The sequence below is a fragment of the Pseudidiomarina indica genome (assembly GCF_900104245.1).
GTDB lineage: Bacteria > Pseudomonadota > Gammaproteobacteria > Enterobacterales > Alteromonadaceae > Pseudidiomarina > Pseudidiomarina indica.
Genome location: NZ_FMXN01000001.1, coordinates 28,638 through 48,584 on the forward strand (window position 1 = coordinate 28,638; position 19,947 = coordinate 48,584).

The following is a 19,947-nucleotide window of genomic DNA, read 5'->3' on the forward strand; positions in this document are numbered from 1 at the left end:
GAGAACTGCAAAGCTGAATGCAACGTAATGAGTGCTGAATCATTAAATTATGAGGTGAAAGCATGGCATATGCTGGAGTGTGGTTCCGCGGCGATGTGCGGTTAGCGGCAAATCCTGCGGTGGCGGCAGCGAGTCAAGTTAATGGAGTTGAACGGCAAATTCCTGCGTTGCTGTTGTTGGCGCCGGGGCAAATGCGTGAGCACAATTGGGCGCCACGTAAGTGGGATTTATTACGGCGTCATTTGGATCATTTTGTGGTGGATGCGGCACAACATGGGGTTGCGCTCACAATCAGGGTCATCAATTCGTGGGCTGAGGCGCCCGCTGCTGTGGTGCAGTTTGCGCAAACCCATGGGTTAACGGAGGTTCACGTGAATGCTGAGTATCCGGTGGATGAGCAGCGTCGCGATCAGGCCGCCGAGCAAGGGCTCGCTGAGCAGCAGATTATCATGCGCTACCATCATGGGAGTGTGGTGGTTCCTCCTCGATTAACCACGGGGTCGGGCGGGATGTATCAAAAGTTCACCCCCTTTGCGCGGGCGTGGCGGGCAGAAGTAGCAGCCGTGGGCGTGCCGCGAGTACCGAGTTTGCCACAACGGTCGCCAGTGACCGTGGCCGATATACCTCCCATCGATTATCCACGTCAAGACTCCAGTGCTTGGGTGGTGGGGGAAGCTGCGGTACGGCAATTGTTGGCTGATTATGTGGCACAGCAGGTGGAGCGTTACGCGGCGGAGCGCGATTATCCAGGGCTGGAAAGCACCTCCAGACTTTCCCCTTATTGGGAGCTGGGTATTTTATCTCCTTGGCAAGCGACGCAAGAGTTAGCGCAATGGAGCCCGCACTTTCCCGCAGCGTTAGAGCAGGGCGCTGACGTGTGGCTCAACGAGCTGATCTGGCGTGAGTTTTATTTGCATTTAATGTGGCATGTACCGCGGTTGAGCTACGGCAAAGCCTTTTTAGAGCACACGGATCGCATGCGGTGGCGTCATGCTCCCGATGAGTTTGCAGCTTGGTGTCGGGGTGAAACCGGCTATCCCATTGTGGATGCGGGCATGCGGCAATTGGCAACCGAAGGGTGGATGCATAACCGCGTGCGTATGATTGTGGCTAGCTTTTTAGTCAAGGATTTGCTGATTGATTGGCGCTGGGGCGAGCGGTTTTTTATGCAGCATTTAATTGATGGCAGTTTTGCGGCCAACAATGGCGGCTGGCAGTGGAGCGCCTCAACAGGAACGGATGCGGTGCCGTACTTTCGCGTCTTTAATCCTACTCTGCAAAGTGAGAAATTTGATCCAGAGGGGCACTACATTCGCAAATGGATCCCTGAGTTGGCAACTTGCCCAAGCAAAGTGATTCATACGCCCGCAGCATGGCTGCAGGCGCACGGTCGCAGTGATTATCCGCCACCTATGGTGAATCATAAGTTGGCCCGTGAACGCTTTTTAGCCGCGTTTAAAGAGCTATAACGCCTTCGATTTAACCCCGTAACTCATGCTTCAACACTTTGCCGTTGGCGTTGTGGGGCAGGGAGTCACGAAATTCATAACTGCGCGGGCGTTTGTAATCCGCTAACCGAGTGGCCACATAATCTCTCAGGGCTTCCTCGGTGAGTGGTTCTTTGAGTACCACAAAGGCTTTGACTGATTCGCCCCATTGGTCGTGAGGCACGCCAATCACTGCGGCTTCAAGAATGGCTGGGTGGCTGGCTAACACGTCTTCAACTTCACGGGGGTAGACGTTGACGCCGCCGACAATGATTAAATCTTTCAAGCGATCTTTGATCCAGAAAAAGCCATCCGCATCTCGTACGCCAATATCACCGGTTTTAATCCAACCGTCATCGGTTAGGGTTGTGGTGGTGGCATCCTCGTTGCGCCAATAGCCGCGCATCATGCCTTCGCCCCGAATCTGAATTTCACCGGGTTCATCCACTGCGGCGATAACGCCGGCGTCGTTCACCACCCGCATTTCGGTAAACAGAGCGGCACGGCGTCCTACCGATCCGGCTTTTTCTGCGTGATCTTGAGGGGCCAAAAAGCTGCCGGTGGGGCCTGCTTCCGTTAATCCATAAACGCAGTAAAACTGGTCGCTGTTAAATGCTTTTTGGACCAGCTTGGCATGGTCAGCCGCCATGGGGCCGCCACCATAAATCCAATGGGTCATGCTGCTTAAATCGGCCTTTTGTATGGCTGGGTGTTGGGCCGTCAGTAAGTAGGCCACGGGCGCTCCGAAAAAGTGCGTGGTACGTTCTTGTTGGACCAGCTGTAAGAGTAAATCCGGTGTGAACGTTGGGGCGATTACGTGGGTTGACCCGACAATGCTGCCGCCCACTAAAGTAAGGTTCAAGGGAGCGGAGTGAGTCAATGGCATCAGTGACAGTAAACGGCTTGCTGGGGTGTACTGCATTTCGGTGGCAAACATCATGCCGACGAACAAAATCGCTTGATGATCAAACAAGACGCCTTTGGGGCGGCCGGTGGTACCCGAGGTGTAGAGCAGGGTGGCTGGGGTTTTTAAGGCGCTATCGCTCAGCTGATGAAATGAACGCCCTTGGCTATGGCTGGCTGCATAGGTGGGCATGTCATTGATAATGAGCAGGGGCAGCTCCAGTTGCTGGGCCGCGAGCTCGGCTTGTTGCTTGGTGAGGTCGCAGCTAATAATGAGCTTGGTTTCGGCGTCACTAAAGATATAGTGCAGCTCGTCGGCAGTTAATTTGACATTAATGGGGGCCACAATGGCACCAATGCGCTGCACCGCAAAATGGGCGACAATAAAGGTGTAGCTGTTAGGCAGAACTAAACAAACGCGATCACCGGCTTGAATGTGATGGTCACATGCTAAGTGCTCGGCAAACTGCTCCACATGGTCATTGAGCTGGCTCCAGTTGATGCGCAAGGTGCCGTCAATGACGGCTTCTTGTTGTGGGTATTTGCGTGCATTGCGAGCAATGTAAGCTGGAATAATCATAGTGCTTCCTTGATGTTTTTCTTCTTATAAGTGGTACGAAAAGCTACGTTCGATCATGGCATCGGCAGCAATACCGGTTGGTAAACAGCCGTAATTCGATGCGGTTTCTGGCGTTAATCGAGCGGTACAGAATGCATCAGCCACTTCGTTGGGTGCATGTTGTAACAGCAAGGCACCTTGCATGACTTTGGCTAAATGATCGGCTAAATAGCGCGCACGGTATTGATACTGATCCGCCAACGTCGCGCTGAACAAGGTTTTTAGCGCAATCACGGCTTGGTCAAATTGAGCATGGCTGCCCATGGCTTGTTCGACTTCGGCAAAATAAGCATCGAGCACAGCGGGCTCTTTTTCAATGGCGCGTAAAATATCAAGGCACTGTACGTTGCCGCTGCCTTCCCAAATAGCGTTGATGGGGGATTCGCGGAACAGCCGCGGCATAATGGTATTTTCCATCACACCCATGCCGCCAATCACTTCCATGGCTTCATAGGCGTGTTGCGGGGTGCGTTTGCAAATCCAGTACTTGCCAACTGGGGTCAGAATACGAGTGAGCAGCCGTTCATGCTCATTTTGTTGATGATCAAGGCTGCGCGCCACACGCATGGTGAGGGCGAGGGCGGCTTCACTTTCTAGCGCTAAGTCAGCCAACAGGTTTTGCATGAGTGGCTGGTCCACTAATTTCGCACCAAATGCATGGCGGTGGCGGGCGTGGTGAATGGCTTGAACCGTTGCTTGGCGCATGCCTGAGCTGGAGCCAATCATGCAGTCGTAGCGTGTCATGGCAACCATTTCGATAATGGTGCGGACGCCCCGTCCTTCTTGCCCCACCAACCACGCAAATGCGCCGCGTAATTCACATTCGCTGGAGGCATTGGCCACGTTCCCCATTTTATTTTTTAGCTGTTGGATCTGCATGGCATTTTTGCTGCCATCGGGTCGCCAGCGCGGCATTAAGAAGCAGGATAAGCCGCCCGGCGCTTGAGCGAGCACTAAAAATGCATCACACATGGGGGCAGACACGAACCATTTGTGCCCCACTAATTCATAAGCTTCGCCGGGACCATGGCGGCCGATAGGAATTGCCCGCGTGGTGTTGGTGCGCACATCCGAGCCACCTTGTTTTTCGGTCATGGCCATGCCGATGGTGAGGCCCCGCTTTAGCGTATCGGGAACGTTACGGCCATCGTAATGATTGGCCATAATTTTAGGGCCAAAGCAGTCCAACAGTTCGGGTTGATGTTGCAGGGCAGGAATGGCAGCAAAGGTCATGGTAATCGGACAACCGTGCGCAGCCTCCACTTGGGTATGCAAATAATATTTCGCCGCTCGCGCCACGTGTGCGCCTGGGTTGGGCTTGACCCAGGGGCTGGAATGCAGGCCTTCACTCAAGGCAATGTCCATTAGCTCGTGGTAGCTGGGGTGAAACTCAATGGCATCAATACGATGCCCAAAGCGGTCATGAGTATGCAACTGCGGGGCATTGGCATTGGCGGCAAACCCGAGAGCAATGCGTTCGGGTAGCCCGCACTCAGCGCCAAACCGTGCAATATCTTGTTCGGCGGCACTGGCACCTTCGCGATGAACGGCCTCTTGCAAGGCTTTATCTTCGGCATACAGGTTGTAATCTTCGAGTGCAGAAGGCTGATTTTCGACTGCGTGCGTTTGGGCATAGTATTTATCAAGGTTGCTCATGCTAACACTCCTGGTCTGGGAAAATGGTTGGGTAGGGCTTGGCGGTAATAGCTTGTAAGCAAAATTGCACCGCAGCGGCAATGGTTTGGTTGAGATGTTGCGGTTGTTGCTGTGCTAAGGGGCCAATCAATGCTTCAGCAATGGCTCCAACGAGCGCATGGCTGCTAAGGGTACTGTTCTGCGGAGGCAGGGACTGCTGGGCAATGCCGTCATCAATCGCGCGGCTAAATAAGGTTGCGTATTGTTCACGATAACGCAAGCGGGCATGGTTCACCGCGGGCTCCACCGGCTCGGCAATTAAGGCCCAAGCGGCAATGGGAGCACGGAGTGCGCGTTTGGCAAAGGTCGTGAGGGCGGCGGCAATGTGTTCAGGGGCAGTGAGCTGTGGCTGTTGCAGCTGGGCAGCAACACGGCCTATTTCGATATCGGTGGCATACTCAAACACCGCGGTGCAAAGCGCTTCTTTGGAGCTGAAATAGCGGTATAAGGTGCCGGTGGCGAGCTGACACTGACGTGCCAGCGCTGCCATTTGAAGGCCGCTGAATCCTGATTCATTCAGCATGCGTAAGGCATTGTTTAAAATGGCCTGCCGCGTTGCTTGTTTACGTTCACGAACCCGTGATGTTTCACGATATGCCATGGTAGTTCTCGGTAAAGGATCATCGCTTTACCAAGAAGTGAACCATGATTCAGTTCTTAAATCAATGGTTAAATAGTATCCATAATTGCTGATAACCCCCTCGAGGTGGTTGGGCTCTTACGGCATCCGTTGGGGCCATTTCAATGCGTTTAAATTGCTGTAATAAGGCATGGGTTATTTGGCAGAGTTCTTGTTGCGCCAGAGCTTTGCCGGGGCAATGATGAGGCCCAGAGCCGTACAGTAAATTTAGCTCAGGATCCCGCGTTAAAGAGAAGTGCTGGGCATGATCAAACACGGCTGGATCGGTATTCGCGGCTTGCCAATCAATCTGTAAGATCTGTTCCGCGGGCCATTCTTGATCAGCGAGTCGTACAGGACAGGTGGTGCGTCGCCGATTATGAAGCAACGGCGCATCGATGCGTAAGATTTCTTGTATGGCGGCATCAAGGAGCTTTGGCTGTTCGCGTAACGAGTTTTGAATTGCAGGGTGCTGGGCTAAAAACCCAATGATGGAGCCAACAGCAGCGGCAATGGTTCCCAGTTCACCCACGGTCCAGTTGCGAATAATGCTGACCAAATATGCGTTGGGCAGAGGTTCGCCATGCAAGCGCAGCTGCGTGAGTTGTTGGGTGATGGAGGGTGCCGCATCTGGAGCGGTAGTGGCCTGGTCTAATTGGGCGGTCACGAGGTCTGAGAACTCTTCCGCAAGTTGTTTGAGGCGAACTCGGTCCATCGCTAGGCTGGCTTCGTTTTGTGCCTGCATCCACTGCGTGAGCTGTTGTGCCATCTGCGCCGGCCACCCCATAAACGCGCATTGCGCTTGGACGGCAAAAGGGTGGGCGATAACGCTCATCACCTCAATGGGTTGGTTGGGTGTGAGCGGGGTTATCAGCCCTTCAATAAGCTGCTGCAGTCGCGGTTGAAAGGCAGCCACTTGGCTGGTGTCAAAAAACGGTTCGATCAAGTCCCGATACACGCGGTGTTCCTCACCATCCATGCCATTGGGAACATTGAGGTGTTGGGATACTACATTGCTAAATAGCTCGGGCGAATGCAGGGCTCTCAGTACATCGTGGTGACGACTTAATGTTGCGGACATAACTTCCTCCCATCGTGTGTCACTGCAGTATAACGCGATAGCGAGCAGAAACCTTGATGTTGGTCAAACCATTTGCCCAGCTTGGATTAATGAAGCGGTTGCCCGAGTTGGTTTTGGGCTATCAAACGCACCACATAGGCCAATTTAAAGAGTCCCGCGAGGAGAATTTGCAGAAAATGGAGAATGGCCGTGAGCAAGAGCGGAAGGTTCGCTTCCAGACCCCACGCACAATAGGCAACGATGAGAAACAAGGCGAGAAAGATCACCATGGCTCGGTTTGCACCCTTCAATAATTTATCGGCAAATTGTACTTCGATCATAACCCACATCTCCAATGTATGTTTATAAGACGCATTATGAATGTATGATTGATGGAGATCAAGGTTTCTTGTACTATAATGCGTAGAAAATGCATCTTTTGGATACTTTTATGCAGCTCAAAAAATACACGGATTATGGGTTACGAATATTAATGTATTTAGCCAGTCACGATGCGGATGAATCGCAGGAAGGGCCTAAATTGGCGACCATTCGCGAAATATGTGACACCTTCGATTTGTCTGCAAACCATGTGAATAAAGTGGTTCATCACTTGGGACGGCTTGAACTGATTGAAACGCGACGAGGCAAAAACGGTGGGTTTGTTCTCGCACAACGGCCAGAAGATATTTCGTTGGCGTTTGTGATTCGTCAGTTAGAAGGAGATGAGCGCTGGATTGAATGTGAAAATCCATACTGTGTGGCACTGCCAGCGTGTGAGTTACGCGGCATTGTCGCGCGTGGGAAAGAGTTGTTTTATGAGTATCTGGATCAATACACGCTGAAAAGCTTGATGGTTAAAGCCCCGCAGCTACGACAAATTTTTGCTGCAGGGCGCTAAGGATTACTTCAGACCTTTCACTAACTGGTTCGAGGCTTCGATGTATTTGGCGCCTTTCGCCTTCACTTTATCGAAGTCCATGCGCTCAGAACCTTTATGAACATCTTCAAGGTCATCTTGCATGTCATCGATTTCTTCTTCGATGCGCTCTAGCGCATTTTCCAGGGTGTAGGTGAGTTGATGAATTTCAGCCATTTTTTGTGGCGTTAATTCACCGTTTAAGATCTCAGCTAACTTTTGGTTGTACTCTTGTAAGTTGGCTAAGGCTTCAGCCAAGTTGGCTGCTGCTTTGCCTTCAAAGTGATCGTGACGATCGTCGTGACCTGCAGCGAAGCTAGGCATAGAAACGGCCATGGTTAAAGCGACTGCAGCAGAGAGGAAAGTCGGTTTCATAAATACTCCTTGTCTATCGTGATGACATTGTTAATGAGAATCGTTATCAACAAATTAGCACTTTTTCCAGCATTGTGCCAATCCTTTATTGTGAGCCTGGTGTAAAGCCACAATCGCTAAATAGCTGTTGCCAATAATGCACATGCTGCTTGGTGGTGGCGGTTAAGGTGTCATCAAGCTGCATGAGCTGCGTTAAATAATCATTCCAACTGGCAAAGTTCGGATAACTCTGTAGCACGCTTGACGGGGCGTGTAGCTCAGATAAATAGGGTTCAAGCTGCTGTGCTTGATGGGTCAACGTGCTGATATGGTGTTGCACGGGGCCGCCAAAGCGACTGACAAACACCTGCCGCAGTATTTGCGCACGTTCAGGAACGGCAACGGCCGTGCAGCCGGCCTGGACACTCAAGGTGCGCGCGCGGGGAGCCATTCGCGTGAGATATTGCTCGTTGTCGATTAACGCCCGCCACAATTGACCGGCATAAGGGCTTTTCTCAATCAGTTCGAGCGCTTGCAGTAATTCTTGTTCGTCAGGAAGCTCTTGTTGTGGGTCCAAGGTTTTTAAAATAGGAGGGAGGGCTGCCAGCAGCGGTGCGAGCACGGCCGCATCGGGGTTTGCTAAGGGGCGATCGCCAACCCGTAGCAACTGTTGCAAGCTGTTATCCGTGATAATGGCTTGCATGCGTAATAACGGTAATAACTCCGTTTTTGCATCAGCCTGCGCCAAAATGCGCTCAGCAAGCTCTGCTTGTTGACCATCCATTTCGGCCACACATTCATAGAGCGCCGCTAACAACTTACGATCGTGGTAGTGGCGTTGTACACCGCGCATTAAGCGGCCTAAACTGCTGTTGCGCTCGGCAATCAGAGCCCCGGCGGAGCAGGCATCGAGGCGCATTGAGTCGAGCAAAGAAATCTGAATGCTGGGTAATTCCATCCGAAATTGGCGCTGGGTGGGTGCTCGTAACGGGCTGACCGGAGTAAAGGTAATGGGTTCTTGTTCCAGCGTGTTGGAAACTCTGAGTTGGTAGTCATGCAAATCTTCTAAGCCCACCGGCGCGGGGTGACAGCCAGCTAAAGAAAGCGACGGTATCACGAGTAGTAACGCCTTTTTGGCATGGTCAAAGCACGCTTTAATCGGTACAATCGGTTGCATTGGTCAGCCTTGTCTCGAGTGATTATGTTTACAGGAATTGTGCAAACCCAGGGTACGGTCACCCAAATTCAAGAAGGCGAGTCGTTTCGCCAAATTACTGTTACGGTCGCACCTCGTCATTTGGAGCAGGTTGCGCTCGGTGCCAGTATAGCGATTAATGGTTGCTGTTTAACAGTCGTTGCCTTCGATGAAACGAGGGTTATCTTTGATATTATTGACGAAACTCTACGTTTAACCAATTTAGGAGAACTCAAAGAAGGGGACCTCGTCAATTTTGAGCGCTCCCTGAAGGTTGGTGATGAAATTGGCGGGCATTATGTCTCCGGGCATGTGCATTGCACCGGGCAGGTTGTTGAACGCATCGAAAGCACTGACAATTTAGCCTTATGGATTGAGTTTCCTGAGCAGTATCAAGCCTATGTGTTGGCAAAAGGGTTTATCAGTGTCAATGGGGCCAGCCTCACTATCGGCCAAGTGATAGGAAACCGCTTTAGCTTGCATCTGATTCCAGAAACCTTGCGGTTAACTAATTTGGAGCAAGCACAACGGGTGAATCTTGAGTTTGATCAACAAACGATCACTATTGTGGAAACCGTTGAGCGGGTGCTTGCGGCTCGTCAATAGTAGTTTTCATCATCGCTGGCAACCCGCACAAAAATCTTTTCGTTCACTTCATCGAGTCGAACTAGCAGGTGGATGTCGGCCCCACAGGCACGGCATTCATCTTGGTAGTCTTGGTCGCCCCCCGATGCGTCAATACTGATGTGAACATGGTGACCGCAATAGGGACATCGTAAGCTGGTATTATATAATTTGTCGGCGTTCATTTGAGCCTCCTCAACAATGCGAAAGAATTGCTATGAGTATGGCTCAAAATTCAAATATTGCGCACTGGTGAAGGGTTTTCATGGCCCGTGTCATGCGTTATAGTGTCGCCTTTCGTAAAGACAAGTGACACTTGGTAGGTGTCACCACTGTATTAAAGGATAAGCACTCATGCCCGTAGTAACACTCCCTGACGGTAGTAAACGTTCGTACGACAACCCGGTATCGGTATTGGATGTGGCGTTAGACATTGGTCCAGGCTTAGCGAAAGCCACCGTGGCAGGCCGCATCAATGGTCAATTGGTGGATGCTTGTGAGCTGATCACAGACAACGTTGACCTGCAAATTATCACCCCTAAAGATGACGATGGCTTACACATTATTCGTCACAGTTGCGCTCACTTGTTAGGTCATGCGCTCAAGCAACTGTTTCCGGATGTGAAAATGGCTATCGGCCCGGTTATCGACAATGGGTTTTACTACGACGTTGATATGGAGCACACGCTCACCGCTGACGATCTGGAGCGGTTAGAGCAACGGATGCTTGAGTTGGCGAAAACCGAATATGACGTGGTGAAAAAGAAAGTCAGCTGGGCTGAAGCGCGGGAAACCTTTGTGGCGCGGCATGAGCCTTATAAAGTGGAAATTTTAGATGACGACATCAGCAAGGATGATCGTCCTGGCTTGTATCATCACGAAGAATACGTGGATATGTGCCGTGGCCCGCATGTGCCGAATATGCGCTTTTGCCAACATTTGAAAATCATGAAAGTGGCGGGTGCCTACTGGCGTGGTGACTCGAAAAACAAAATGTTGCAGCGGATTTACGGCACCGCATGGGCTGATAAAAAGCAGTTAAAAGCATACCTGCAACGGTTGGCTGAAGCAGAAAAACGCGACCACCGTAAAATTGGAAAAACCCAAGATTTGTTCCATTGGCAAGAAGAAGCACCAGGCATGGTGTTTTGGCATCACAATGGCTGGACGGTATTCCTTGAGCTGGAACGTTTTGTCCGTGAAAAATTACGCGAGTATCAGTATCAAGAGGTGAAAGGCCCCTTGATGATGGACCGCGTGTTGTGGGAGCGTTCAGGGCACTGGGATAAATTCTCGGACTTGATGTTTACCACGGCATCCGAAAACCGCGAATATGCCATTAAACCAATGAACTGTCCTGGCCACGTGCAAATTTTCAATCAAGGGTTGAAGTCGTATCGTGATTTGCCGTTGCGGATGGCGGAATTTGGTTCGTGTCACCGAAATGAGCCGTCAGGTGCGTTACACGGATTAATGCGGGTGCGCGGCTTTACTCAAGATGACGCTCATATTTTCTGTACTGAAGAACAAGTGCAAGAAGAGGTGAGCGGCTGTATTCAGATGGTTTACGAAATCTACAAAACCTTTGGATTTGAAGATATCGTGGTGAAACTCTCAACCCGCCCTGAACAACGCTTGGGAGACGATGCTACGTGGGACCGTGCGGAGCAGGCGTTAGCGGAAGCTTTGAAGAATCACGACATTAAGTTTGAGTACTTGCCCGGTGAAGGGGCGTTCTACGGCCCGAAAATTGAATTTACCTTGCATGATTGCTTAGGCCGAGCGTGGCAATGTGGCACCGTGCAATTAGACTTTGCACTGCCAGGTCGTTTGGGCGCCACTTATGTGGGTGAAGATAACGAGCGTCACACGCCGGTGATGATCCACCGCGCGATTTTAGGTTCGCTCGAGCGTTTCATGGGAATTATTATTGAAGAATACGCTGGTTATTTCCCAACTTGGCTAGCACCGACGCAGGTGGTTGTCATGAATATTACGGATAATCAGCGTCAATATGCCATCGAAACTGTAAAAGAATTGAATAAACTTGGATTTAGAGCCATTGCCGACTTGAGAAATGAGAAGATAGGCTTTAAAATCCGTGAGCACACATTAAAGCGTGTTCCATACTTATTGGTGGTCGGCGACAAAGAAGTCGAGAACCAAGCCGTTGCGGTACGTACTCGTCGGGGTGAAGACTTGGGTGTCAAAACGCTGCAGCAATTTATTGCTGAGCTCACCGACGAAGTAAATACGCGCAAAATTACTTAATTGATTGGAGGAATGACCCATTAAAGGCGGAAAAAGAACTCAGAAAGCTAGTGACAAAAATCGGATTAACGAAGATATTCGCGTTGATGAGGTACGACTCATTGGCGTTGAAGGTGAACAGATTGGCGTCGTAACTATTCAAGAAGCTCTTACTGCAGCCGAAGAGGCTGGTGTCGATCTGGTGGAAATTAGCCCCAATGCGGAGCCACCAGTTTGTCGTCTGATGGATTATGGCAAGTTCCTCTACGAGAAAGCGAAAAACGCTAAAGAGCAAAAGAAAAACCAGAAACAGATCCAGGTGAAGGAAGTTAAATTCCGTCCTGGAACTGATGAAGGCGATTATCAGGTAAAACTGCGCAACCTGAGTCGTTTTCTGGAGGGAGGTGACAAAGCGAAAGTCACCGTCCGTTTCCGTGGCCGGGAAATGGCACACCAAGAGTTGGGAATTGAACTGCTAGAGCGCATTCAACAAGATCTAGCCGATATCTCAACTGTGGAATCGTTCCCAAAACGTGCTGAGGGTCGCCAGATGATTATGGTGCTGGCCCCTGGTAATAAGAAGTAACTGTGGTTTCAAGTAGGGCGGTACTTGGTACTTCTCTCACCCTGTTACACTTTTAATTGACAATGCGGAGTAATTTCATGGCTAAAATGAAATCCAAAAAAGGCGCGTCAAAGCGTTTTAAGAAAACCGCTTCAGGCGGCTTTAAATGTAAACAGTCTCATTTGCGTCACATCCTGACCAAAAAGAGTTCAAAGCGGAAGCGTCACTTACGTGCCAAGAGCATGGTTGCAGCTTCTGATGTTGGCTTAGTTCAGCGTATGTTACCGTTCGCCTAAGGGAAGGAGATAGCAAATGGCACGAGTTAAACGTGGTGTGATTGCGCGCGCGCGTCACAAGAAAGTCCTGAAGCAGGCGAAAGGTTATTATGGTGCTCGTTCACGCGTATTCCGCGTAGCGAAGCAAGCTGTTATCAAAGCAGGTCAATACGCATACCGTGACCGTCGTGCGAAGAAACGTCAATTCCGTCAATTGTGGATTGTACGTATCAACGCTGCAGCGCGTCAAAACGGTTTGTCATACAGCCGCTTTATCAATGGCTTGAAAAAAGCATCAGTAGAAATCGATCGTAAAATCCTTGCAGATATCGCAGTTCATGACCAATCTGGTTTTGCTGCGTTAGTAGAGAAAGCGAAAAGCGCTCTATAAGCAAGTTGAATGATTGAAAAAGGGAGCCTAAGCGCTCCCTTTTTTTATGCTTTTTCGGTATCATTGAACCCTTTATTAAATTTTGAAAATCTTCATCAATTCGCATGAGTCATATCTGAGGACGAACATGGCGTTATCTGACATCGTTACTGCTGCTGAAGCAGCTGTTGCAACAGCGACGACCGCGCAAGAACTTGAAAACGTTCGCGTGGAATTCATGGGTAAGAAAGGCCTTCTTACTGAACAACTGAAAAGTCTCGGTCAATTAAGCGCAGAAGAGCGTCCGGCGGCAGGGCAAGCTATCAACGAAGCCAAGCAAAAGGTGCAGGCGTTGATCCAAGCACGGACGCAGGAGTTGAAGCAAGCTGAGTTGCAGCAAAAGCTCGCCGCTGAACGTATCGATGTAAGCTTGCCGGGGCGCCGCAACCAAGTGGGTGGGTTCCACCCGGTCACCAAGACCATTCAACGCATTGAAGCGTTTTTTGGTGATTTAGGTTTCGCCGTGGTTGAAGGTCCTGAAGTTGAAGATGATTTTCATAATTTCGATGCATTAAATATTCCTGCTAATCATCCTGCGCGCGCGGATCATGATACCTTTTATTTTACGCCAACCACCATGTTGCGAACGCAAACCTCTGGGGTGCAAATTCGGACCATGCAAAAGCAGCAACCACCGCTACGGATTATTTCTCCTGGCCGCGTTTATCGAAATGACTACGATCAAACCCATACCCCGATGTTCCATCAGGTGGAAGGGTTGATGGTGGACACCGATGTAAGCTTCACCCAGTTGAAAGGTATTTTGGAAGATTTCTTGGTGAACTTCTTTGAAGAAGAGCTTGAAGTCCGTTTCCGTCCGTCTTACTTCCCATTTACCGAACCGTCTGCAGAAGTTGATGTGCGCCGTAATAATGGTGAGTGGTTGGAAGTATTAGGCTGCGGGATGGTGCATCCAAGCGTGCTGCAAGCAGTGGGTATCGATAGTGAAAAATACACTGGGTTTGCGTTCGGTATGGGCGTCGAGCGATTAACCATGCTCCGCTACGGCGTGAACGATTTACGTGCATTTTTCGAAAACGATGTTCGTTTCCTGAAACAATTTAACTAAGAAGCCGGGTAAGCAGATGAAATTTAGTGAACAGTGGTTACGTACCTGGGTCAATCCTGCATTAGATAGCGTGGCGTTGTCAGAGCAGCTTAGCATGGCGGGGTTAGAAGTGGATGGCATGGCGCCGGTGGCAGAAGCCTTTCATGGCGTTGTTATTGGTGAAGTGCTCAAGTGCTGGCAACACCCTGATGCAGATAAGTTGCAAGTCACCGAAGTGAATGTCGGTGCTGAGGAGCCAGTGACGATTGTTTGTGGTGCACCGAATTGCCGCACCGGTCTAAAAGTGGCTGTGGCGACCGTGGGTGCCGTGTTACCCGGTGACTTTAAAATTAAAAAAGCCAAGCTGCGGGGGCAACCGTCCCATGGCATGTTGTGTTCCAGTTCAGAGCTGGGCCTGAATGATGATCATGATGGCATCATTGAACTGCCTGCTGATGCACCCATTGGCATGGATTACCGCGACTACTTACAGCTGGATGACACGGTTCTCGACGTGGATTTGACGCCGAACCGCGCGGACTGCTTGGGGCTTCGTGGTATCGCCCGTGAAGTGGGAGTACTGAATCGGTTACCAGTCAATGCGCCAGAAATACTGCCTGTCGCGGCCCAGCATGACGAGCAGCGTGAGATTGTATTAGATGCACCGGCGGCGTGCCCGCGCTATTTGGGTCGGGTGATTCGCAATATCAATATTGCGGCGACTACGCCGTTGTGGATGCAAGAACGCTTACGTCGCAGTGGCATTCGTAGCATTGATCCCGTGGTGGATGTTACCAACTATGTGTTGCTAGAGTTAGGGCATCCAATGCATGCCTTTGACTTAGACCAGTTGCAAGGTGCCATTCATGTGCGTCATGCGGTTGCCAATGAAAAGCTTACCTTATTGGATGGCCAAGAAGTGACGTTGGCCGATGACGTGTTGGTGATTGCGGATGAACAAAAACCGCTGGCGATGGCCGGGGTATTTGGCGGTGAAGGCAGCGGTGTCACGGCAACCACTAAGCATGTGTTTTTAGAGAGTGCTTTCTTTAGTCCGGCGGCAATTGCGGGGCGTGCGCGCCGTTATGGCTTGCATACGGATGCTTCTCATCGCTATGAGCGCGGTGTGGACCCAGAGTTACAACGCACTGCCATGGAACGTGCCACTGCGTTATTGTTAGAAATCTGCGGGGGCGAAGCAGGGCCGATTACTGAAGCGAAAAGTGATGAGCACCTGCCGGTTGCACCGCGGGTATCCTTACGTGCAGAGCGTTTAAACAAAGTATTAGGCATTGAGATTGCGGCGGCAGAAGTCACTGAAATTTTCGAACGCTTAGACTTTACCGTCACAACCACCGAACAGGGATGGGATGTGGTGGTGCCTAGCTTCCGCTTTGACATTCAAATTGAAGAAGATTTAATTGAGGAAGTTGCTCGTATTTATGGGTATCACCGTATTCAAGCAGCCGCACCAGCAGCCCAGTTACGGATGATTCCGCGCCGTGAGGGCATGTTAACGCCAACGCAATTGAAGCGGGTGCTGATTGATCGCGGCTATCAAGAAGCAATTACCTATAGCTTTGTCGACCCCAAACACCAAGCCATGTTGTTCGACGAAGCGGCAGCATTGACCTTACCTTTTCCAATTTCGTTGGAAATGTCCTCCATGCGCGTCAGCTTGTGGCCAGGTTTAATTGGGGCCGTGGCTCACAACCAGAAGCGTCAGCAACAAAGCTTGGCTTTCTGTGAAACAGGATTACGTTTTATTCCTGATGAACAGGGTGAGAATGGCGTGATTCAGCAGCCAATGATTGCTGGTATTCGGGCCGGGAAAGCCTTCCCAGAGCACTGGCAAGAAGGGGAGCGAGCGGTCGATTTCTTTGATATCAAAGGGGATGTCGAAGCTTTATTGGCCTTAACAGGCAATGCGGCTGAGTTCCGTTTTGTGGCGGATCAACACTCCGCGTTGCACCCTGGCCAAAGCGCTGCCATTTTCCGTGGCGAACGCCGAGTGGGTTACGTGGGTGCGGTGCATCCCCAATTTGAGAAAGCGTTAGGCTTAAATGGGCGCACCTTTGTGTTTGAAATGGAGTTAGATGCCATCACCCAACGGTCGATTCCTGTGGCTCAACCGGTGTCGAAATACCCATCCATTCAACGTGACTTAGCAATTGTGGTGAAGGCCTCGATTCCGGCTGGGGAAATTTTTGCTGCCATTGAAAATATTGGCGTAAATCATTTAGTTGACCTACACTTATTCGATGTTTATCAAGGTGCTGGAGTGGCGGAAGGTTATCGGAGTTTAGCCTTATCCTTGACCCTGCAACATGCAGAACGCACCCTTGAAGACAATGAAATTAATGCAGCCGTTAAAATGGTTGTTGAGATGTTAACATCTGAATTTGGGGCAACCCTAAGGGAGTAAGCTATGGCGCTGACCAAAGCAGAACTAGCTGAGCACTTATTTATGAAAGTAGGAGTAAGTAAGCGCGACGCCAAAGATCTGGTCGAAAACTTCTTCGAAGAAATTAGACGTGCGCTAGAGAGTGGTGAAGAAGTCAAGTTATCGGGGTTTGGTAACTTTGAATTGCGTACAAAAAATGAACGACCAGGTCGCAACCCTAAAACGGGTGAAGACATTCCGATTTCTGCGCGCCGCGTGGTGACGTTCCGACCAGGACAAAAGCTGAAGCAGCGGGTCAGTAACGCAAAAATCTAATGGCCGTAACACCTTTTAAAAAGCCGCTTGATGCGGCTTTTTTTTCATTCGAACCTGGAACTAAAACCTAGAGGAGAGAGCTGCGTTGACGATTCAAGTAGGCATTAGTGCCTGTTTGCTCGGTGAACGGGTGCGCTATGATGGCGATCACAAACGCTCGAGTTTTTGTGCTGACGAACTGAGTCAGTGGGTGCAGTATGTGCGGATTTGTCCGGAAGTATCGGCTGGAATGTCGGTGCCACGGCCCACTATTCGACTTGAGCAACATCAGGATAGGGTGCTGGCTGTTATTCCATCCACGGGGGCGGATGTTACCGATGCGCTTATCGCGGTGGCGGATCGTCATCAACCTCAGCTAGCCGCGCTTAGTGGTTACATCTTATGTACCAAATCGCCAAGCTGTGGCATGGAGCGGGTTAAATTATTTGATCCTAAAACCAACGCTTATGAACGCGTTGCTCAAGGATTGTTTGCGCGCCGCTTGCAACAGCTCTTTCCTGCGCTTCCAGTGGAAGAAGATATTCGCTTAGAAGATGCCGTATTACGGGCCAATTTTATGTTGCGGCTGTTTATTTATGCGGGCTGGCAACGGCTTGAGCAGGGGCTGAGTGCGGCTCAATTGAGAGAATTTCACGCCTGCGTGCGCCCATTACTTACGGCTCAGCCACAGTCATTGGCAGCTTTGGATGAGCTCACAGAGAAGGCTGCGGCGATGACTCCAGCGCTGCGGGTGAATTATCTAGAGAGTTTGATGAAGGCGTTGTCGAATCCGGCGAACCTTCCTGCGGATTCGAGCAACGCCTTGGTGCCATTAAACGAGTACTTTGAACGGTATTTACCGCGTGAGCAAGCCGCTGAACTGGCGTGCCTTATTCGTGATTTTCTACCGGTGGCGTAATCCAGCGGAGCGCCACATCCCGTGCGTGAGAAAGATTTCGACAATAGGTCAAGCGCCCGGTCTGTTTTTTAATGCCAGCACGACTGAGTTTTACCATAAGCCGTGCTGGTAGCCCCACCATGATTAAGCCCACTCGATCGTGTTGTAACTTATTGACCAATGATTGCAGCGCCACAATGGCAGTCGCATCGATGGTCGGCACATCCTGCATATCAAGAATGACCGTTTGGACTTGTTGGTCAATGCCTTGAATGGTAGTGATGGCTTTTTCTGCAACACCAAAGAACAAAGGACCATTCACATCGTAGACCATCACTGAGCTAGGTAAACCTTGCGTGGCAGGGTGGGATTCATTACTGCGCGATTGTGAATTGGTAATGGCGGCCATGCGCTGAATAAAGAGCGCGCCGGCAAGACCAATCCCCACTGCCACGGCAACCACCATGTCAAACAACACGGTTAAGCCGAAACAGACCAATAAAATTGCCACATCACCACCGGGGGCGTTGCGTACCACTCGCACTACATGGCGTGCTTCACTCATATTCCAAGCGATGATAAAGAGCAGTGCAGCAAGGGCGGCCATTGGCACCATGCCCAGTAAGCCTGCGAGCGCAAGCACTGCACCCAGAACCACCAGCGAGTGAATTACGGCGGCAATGGGCGAGCGTGCTCCACTGCGAATGCTGGTGGCAGTTCGTGCCAACGCCGCCGTTGCGGTAATTCCTCCGAAGAAGGGGGCAACAATGTTCCCAAGCCCTTGGCCAACTAACTCCGCATTAGGGTCGTGCTTGGTTTTGGTTAAGCCGTCGGCAATCACGGCGCAGAGGAGTGATTCAATGGCCCCTAAAATGGCGATGGCAAAGGCCGGTCCTGCTAAGTCGACAATTAAGCTGAAATTAACCACGAGTGGCTGGCCATCCGGACCGGGTAAGGTCCAGGGGGCGGTAAAGCTGGGTGGGATTGGCGGGATCCCATAGCCAGTTACACCATCTACGCTCCAGGTGAAGCGCGAGGCAATGGTATCGATGAGTTGTCCATCAACACTTGAATTCAGCCAATACCCTAAAACTGCTGCCGCAACTAAGCCAATTAAGGGGGCGGGGATCGGCAGGTTTAATCGTGGCCAAAAAATCAATAGCGCCAAGGTCGCCACGCCAATGCCAAGCTCGTAATAATCGAGTGATGGCAGGGCGAAGACGAGATGAATCATGTTGGCTAAGAAGTGATCGCCATTTTCATCCACGGTTAATCCTAGAAAATCGGGGATCTGCATGCTGGCAATGACCACGGCAATCCCGGCGGTAAAACCGAGTACCACGGGGTAAGGCACAAACTGAATCAAGCGTCCCATGCGGGCGAGGCCTAAGATCACTAAGATGAGTCCTGCCATCATGGTGGCGATTAACAAACCGCCTAGGCCATATTGCTGCACAATGGGGAACAGGATCACCACGAAAGCCGCTGTGGGGCCTGACACGTTATAGCGTGAGCCACCGGTGATGGCGATAATGGCCCCCGCGACAATGGCGGTGTAAAGCCCGTGTTGGGGCGGCACACCGGTGGCGATAGCAAGAGCCATTGACAGGGGAAGTGCCACGGTCCCGATGGTCAACCCCGCGAGAATATCTTGACGCAAATCAGCGAGGCCGTAACCACTTTGCCAGGCTGCTCGAATCCCACTAAAGATTGGAATAGAAAATTTCGAACGACGTCGTTTTGCCATAGGGTGTGCTACTTCCTGTACCAGAATGAACGAAAATTGGGGTGAAAACAGAGTCTTATTATAGCAAATTCGACAAAAAAGCCGACCTCTTGCGGTCGGCTTTTGAACATCACGAGCACTGATCGGCCCGAGTTATTTTAAGAGTCATAGCCGCGCGGTAGGCGGGAAAGTGTCGGTTGTTCTTCGAGCCGTTGGAGCCATAGCTCTTTTGCCGTCAGCCCATCTTTGTTGCTGCTGACAATTTTGACGCTAGCCGGTGGCGTCGTTGCCACTGGTTTGGCGGCTGCTTTTTTAGCTGGAGCTGCTTTTGGCTTAGCTGTTTTAGTAGCAGCATTACCTGCCTCGGCGGATAAAGCACTCGCTTCTTCTGCTAATTGCGCTAGGCGCATATTTTTGCCACCATTGACGCTATACCATCCAGCATTGGCTTCGATGGTTGGCTTCGTGCCATGACGTTGTTGGTACGCTGCAGTATAATCAGCAAGTACTTGGTCCTTATCAAGTTTGCTCATGGATTTTATCCTATCGCTAAGTCAAGAATGAATGTGTAGCTTTTTTATA

The 19,947-nt window shown here is 50.7% G+C and carries 21 protein-coding genes; 11 read left to right on the forward strand and 10 right to left on the reverse strand.

Annotation, left to right across the window (positions count from 1 at the left end; all coding sequences use genetic code 11):
- Positions 1-62: 62 nt before the first annotated feature.
- On the forward strand, positions 63-1,469 hold the full coding sequence (locus tag BLP64_RS00115) for a cryptochrome/photolyase family protein (protein ID WP_092590497.1): 1,407 nt from the start codon (positions 63-65) through the stop codon (positions 1,467-1,469).
- A gap of 10 nt (positions 1,470-1,479) precedes the next feature.
- Here the strand turns inward: BLP64_RS00115 and BLP64_RS00120 are convergent, their stop codons facing one another.
- The 5 genes from BLP64_RS00120 to BLP64_RS00140 form a co-directional block, all read right to left on the reverse strand.
- On the reverse strand, positions 1,480-2,970 hold the full coding sequence (locus BLP64_RS00120; protein ID WP_092590499.1) for a class I adenylate-forming enzyme family protein: 1,491 nt from the start codon (positions 2,968-2,970) through the stop codon (positions 1,480-1,482).
- Positions 2,971-2,994: 24 nt separating this feature from the next.
- Positions 2,995-4,665, reverse strand: a complete 1,671-nt coding sequence (locus BLP64_RS00125) for an isovaleryl-CoA dehydrogenase (protein ID WP_092590501.1) — start codon at positions 4,663-4,665, stop codon at positions 2,995-2,997.
- 1 nt (position 4,666) lies between these two features.
- Complete coding sequence (locus BLP64_RS00130) at positions 4,667-5,305, reverse strand: TetR/AcrR family transcriptional regulator (protein ID WP_092590503.1); 639 nt, start codon at positions 5,303-5,305, stop codon at positions 4,667-4,669.
- Positions 5,306-5,366: 61 nt separating this feature from the next.
- Complete coding sequence (locus BLP64_RS00135) at positions 5,367-6,404, reverse strand: cytochrome P450 (RefSeq protein ID WP_092590505.1); 1,038 nt, start codon at positions 6,402-6,404, stop codon at positions 5,367-5,369.
- A gap of 86 nt (positions 6,405-6,490) precedes the next feature.
- Positions 6,491-6,724: a hypothetical protein gene (locus BLP64_RS00140; protein ID WP_092590507.1), complete on the reverse strand. Its 234-nt coding sequence runs from the start codon at positions 6,722-6,724 to the stop codon at positions 6,491-6,493.
- Positions 6,725-6,834: 110 nt separating this feature from the next.
- Between BLP64_RS00140 and BLP64_RS00145 the strand changes: the two genes are divergently transcribed.
- The gene (locus BLP64_RS00145; protein ID WP_092591100.1) at positions 6,835-7,284 is read left to right on the forward strand and encodes an RrF2 family transcriptional regulator; all 450 of its coding nucleotides are present in this window, start codon (positions 6,835-6,837) and stop codon (positions 7,282-7,284) included.
- 3 nt (positions 7,285-7,287) lie between these two features.
- On the opposite strand, the gene BLP64_RS00150 is transcribed toward BLP64_RS00145, so the two are convergent.
- Positions 7,288-7,677, reverse strand: coding sequence for a DUF6746 family protein (locus BLP64_RS00150; RefSeq protein WP_092590509.1), 390 nt, complete (start codon positions 7,675-7,677; stop codon positions 7,288-7,290).
- An 85-nt stretch (positions 7,678-7,762) separates the two neighbouring features.
- Positions 7,763-8,833 (reverse strand): DUF3080 family protein, encoded by a 1,071-nt coding sequence (locus tag BLP64_RS00155; RefSeq protein ID WP_092590511.1) that lies wholly within the window; start codon positions 8,831-8,833, stop codon positions 7,763-7,765.
- Between the two features lie 24 nt (positions 8,834-8,857).
- On the opposite strand from BLP64_RS00155, the gene BLP64_RS00160 reads away from it, so the two are divergent.
- The gene (locus BLP64_RS00160; RefSeq protein WP_092591102.1) at positions 8,858-9,457 is read left to right on the forward strand and encodes a riboflavin synthase subunit alpha; all 600 of its coding nucleotides are present in this window, start codon (positions 8,858-8,860) and stop codon (positions 9,455-9,457) included.
- Here BLP64_RS00160 and BLP64_RS00165 read toward each other — a convergent pair.
- Positions 9,451-9,660 (reverse strand): CPXCG motif-containing cysteine-rich protein, encoded by a 210-nt coding sequence (locus BLP64_RS00165; protein ID WP_092590513.1) that lies wholly within the window; start codon positions 9,658-9,660, stop codon positions 9,451-9,453. The genes BLP64_RS00160 and BLP64_RS00165 overlap by 7 nt on opposite strands.
- 169 nt (positions 9,661-9,829) lie before the next feature.
- Here BLP64_RS00165 and thrS point away from each other — a divergent pair, with 169 nt between their 5' ends.
- The 8 genes from thrS (at position 9,830) to BLP64_RS00205 (ending at position 17,660) form a co-directional block, all read left to right on the forward strand.
- On the forward strand, positions 9,830-11,746 hold the full coding sequence (thrS, locus tag BLP64_RS00170) for a threonine--tRNA ligase (protein WP_092590515.1): 1,917 nt from the start codon (positions 9,830-9,832) through the stop codon (positions 11,744-11,746).
- A gap of 19 nt (positions 11,747-11,765) precedes the next feature.
- Positions 11,766-12,311: a translation initiation factor IF-3 gene (gene infC, locus BLP64_RS00175; RefSeq protein ID WP_092590517.1), complete on the forward strand. Its 546-nt coding sequence runs from the start codon at positions 11,766-11,768 to the stop codon at positions 12,309-12,311.
- A gap of 77 nt (positions 12,312-12,388) precedes the next feature.
- A complete protein-coding gene (rpmI, locus tag BLP64_RS00180; protein WP_092590519.1) occupies positions 12,389-12,586 on the forward strand; it encodes a 50S ribosomal protein L35 in 198 nt (65 codons plus the stop codon).
- 16 nt (positions 12,587-12,602) lie between these two features.
- The gene (gene rplT / locus BLP64_RS00185; protein ID WP_092590521.1) at positions 12,603-12,956 is read left to right on the forward strand and encodes a 50S ribosomal protein L20; all 354 of its coding nucleotides are present in this window, start codon (positions 12,603-12,605) and stop codon (positions 12,954-12,956) included.
- A gap of 127 nt (positions 12,957-13,083) precedes the next feature.
- Positions 13,084-14,064: a phenylalanine--tRNA ligase subunit alpha gene (gene pheS, locus BLP64_RS00190; RefSeq protein ID WP_092590522.1), complete on the forward strand. Its 981-nt coding sequence runs from the start codon at positions 13,084-13,086 to the stop codon at positions 14,062-14,064.
- A 16-nt stretch (positions 14,065-14,080) separates the two neighbouring features.
- Positions 14,081-16,468, forward strand: coding sequence for a phenylalanine--tRNA ligase subunit beta (pheT, locus tag BLP64_RS00195; protein WP_092590524.1), 2,388 nt, complete (start codon positions 14,081-14,083; stop codon positions 16,466-16,468).
- Positions 16,469-16,471: 3 nt separating this feature from the next.
- Positions 16,472-16,762 carry an integration host factor subunit alpha gene (locus tag BLP64_RS00200; RefSeq protein ID WP_092590526.1) on the forward strand — a complete coding sequence of 97 codons (291 nt, stop codon included), beginning with the start codon at positions 16,472-16,474 and terminating at the stop codon, positions 16,760-16,762.
- Positions 16,763-16,847: 85 nt separating this feature from the next.
- Entirely contained in the window at positions 16,848-17,660 is an 813-nt protein-coding gene (locus BLP64_RS00205; protein ID WP_092590528.1) for a DUF523 and DUF1722 domain-containing protein, read from the forward strand.
- Here BLP64_RS00205 and dauA read toward each other — a convergent pair.
- Complete coding sequence (gene dauA, locus BLP64_RS00210) at positions 17,632-19,386, reverse strand: C4-dicarboxylic acid transporter DauA (protein ID WP_092590530.1); 1,755 nt, start codon at positions 19,384-19,386, stop codon at positions 17,632-17,634. The two genes, BLP64_RS00205 and dauA, sit on opposite strands and share 29 nt — an antisense overlap.
- A 137-nt stretch (positions 19,387-19,523) precedes the next feature.
- A complete protein-coding gene (locus BLP64_RS00215) occupies positions 19,524-19,898 on the reverse strand; it encodes a hypothetical protein (RefSeq protein WP_092590532.1) in 375 nt (124 codons plus the stop codon).
- Positions 19,899-19,947: the final 49 nt, after the last annotated feature.

What these genes read in the sequence shown, in the direction of transcription:
- BLP64_RS00165 (WP_092590513.1), bottom strand. Translation starts at nt 9,660, where the DNA reads ATGAACGCCGACAAATTATATAATACCAGCTTACGATGTCCCTATTGC.
- BLP64_RS00155 (WP_092590511.1), bottom strand. Translation starts at nt 8,833, where the DNA reads ATGCAACCGATTGTACCGATTAAAGCGTGCTTTGACCATGCCAAAAAG.
- pheT (WP_092590524.1), top strand. Translation starts at nt 14,081, where the DNA reads ATGAAATTTAGTGAACAGTGGTTACGTACCTGGGTCAATCCTGCATTA.
- BLP64_RS00125 (WP_092590501.1), bottom strand. Translation starts at nt 4,665, where the DNA reads ATGAGCAACCTTGATAAATACTATGCCCAAACGCACGCAGTCGAAAAT.
- BLP64_RS00115 (WP_092590497.1), top strand. Translation starts at nt 63, where the DNA reads ATGGCATATGCTGGAGTGTGGTTCCGCGGCGATGTGCGGTTAGCGGCA.
- pheS (WP_092590522.1), top strand. Translation starts at nt 13,084, where the DNA reads ATGGCGTTATCTGACATCGTTACTGCTGCTGAAGCAGCTGTTGCAACA.
- BLP64_RS00150 (WP_092590509.1), bottom strand. Translation starts at nt 7,677, where the DNA reads ATGAAACCGACTTTCCTCTCTGCTGCAGTCGCTTTAACCATGGCCGTT.
- BLP64_RS00200 (WP_092590526.1), top strand. Translation starts at nt 16,472, where the DNA reads ATGGCGCTGACCAAAGCAGAACTAGCTGAGCACTTATTTATGAAAGTA.
- BLP64_RS00120 (WP_092590499.1), bottom strand. Translation starts at nt 2,970, where the DNA reads ATGATTATTCCAGCTTACATTGCTCGCAATGCACGCAAATACCCACAA.
- thrS (WP_092590515.1), top strand. Translation starts at nt 9,830, where the DNA reads ATGCCCGTAGTAACACTCCCTGACGGTAGTAAACGTTCGTACGACAAC.
- dauA (WP_092590530.1), bottom strand. Translation starts at nt 19,386, where the DNA reads ATGGCAAAACGACGTCGTTCGAAATTTTCTATTCCAATCTTTAGTGGG.
- BLP64_RS00145 (WP_092591100.1), top strand. Translation starts at nt 6,835, where the DNA reads ATGCAGCTCAAAAAATACACGGATTATGGGTTACGAATATTAATGTAT.
- BLP64_RS00160 (WP_092591102.1), top strand. Translation starts at nt 8,858, where the DNA reads ATGTTTACAGGAATTGTGCAAACCCAGGGTACGGTCACCCAAATTCAA.
- BLP64_RS00135 (WP_092590505.1), bottom strand. Translation starts at nt 6,404, where the DNA reads ATGTCCGCAACATTAAGTCGTCACCACGATGTACTGAGAGCCCTGCAT.
- rpmI (WP_092590519.1), top strand. Translation starts at nt 12,389, where the DNA reads ATGGCTAAAATGAAATCCAAAAAAGGCGCGTCAAAGCGTTTTAAGAAA.
- BLP64_RS00215 (WP_092590532.1), bottom strand. Translation starts at nt 19,898, where the DNA reads ATGAGCAAACTTGATAAGGACCAAGTACTTGCTGATTATACTGCAGCG.
- rplT (WP_092590521.1), top strand. Translation starts at nt 12,603, where the DNA reads ATGGCACGAGTTAAACGTGGTGTGATTGCGCGCGCGCGTCACAAGAAA.
- BLP64_RS00140 (WP_092590507.1), bottom strand. Translation starts at nt 6,724, where the DNA reads ATGATCGAAGTACAATTTGCCGATAAATTATTGAAGGGTGCAAACCGA.
- BLP64_RS00130 (WP_092590503.1), bottom strand. Translation starts at nt 5,305, where the DNA reads ATGGCATATCGTGAAACATCACGGGTTCGTGAACGTAAACAAGCAACG.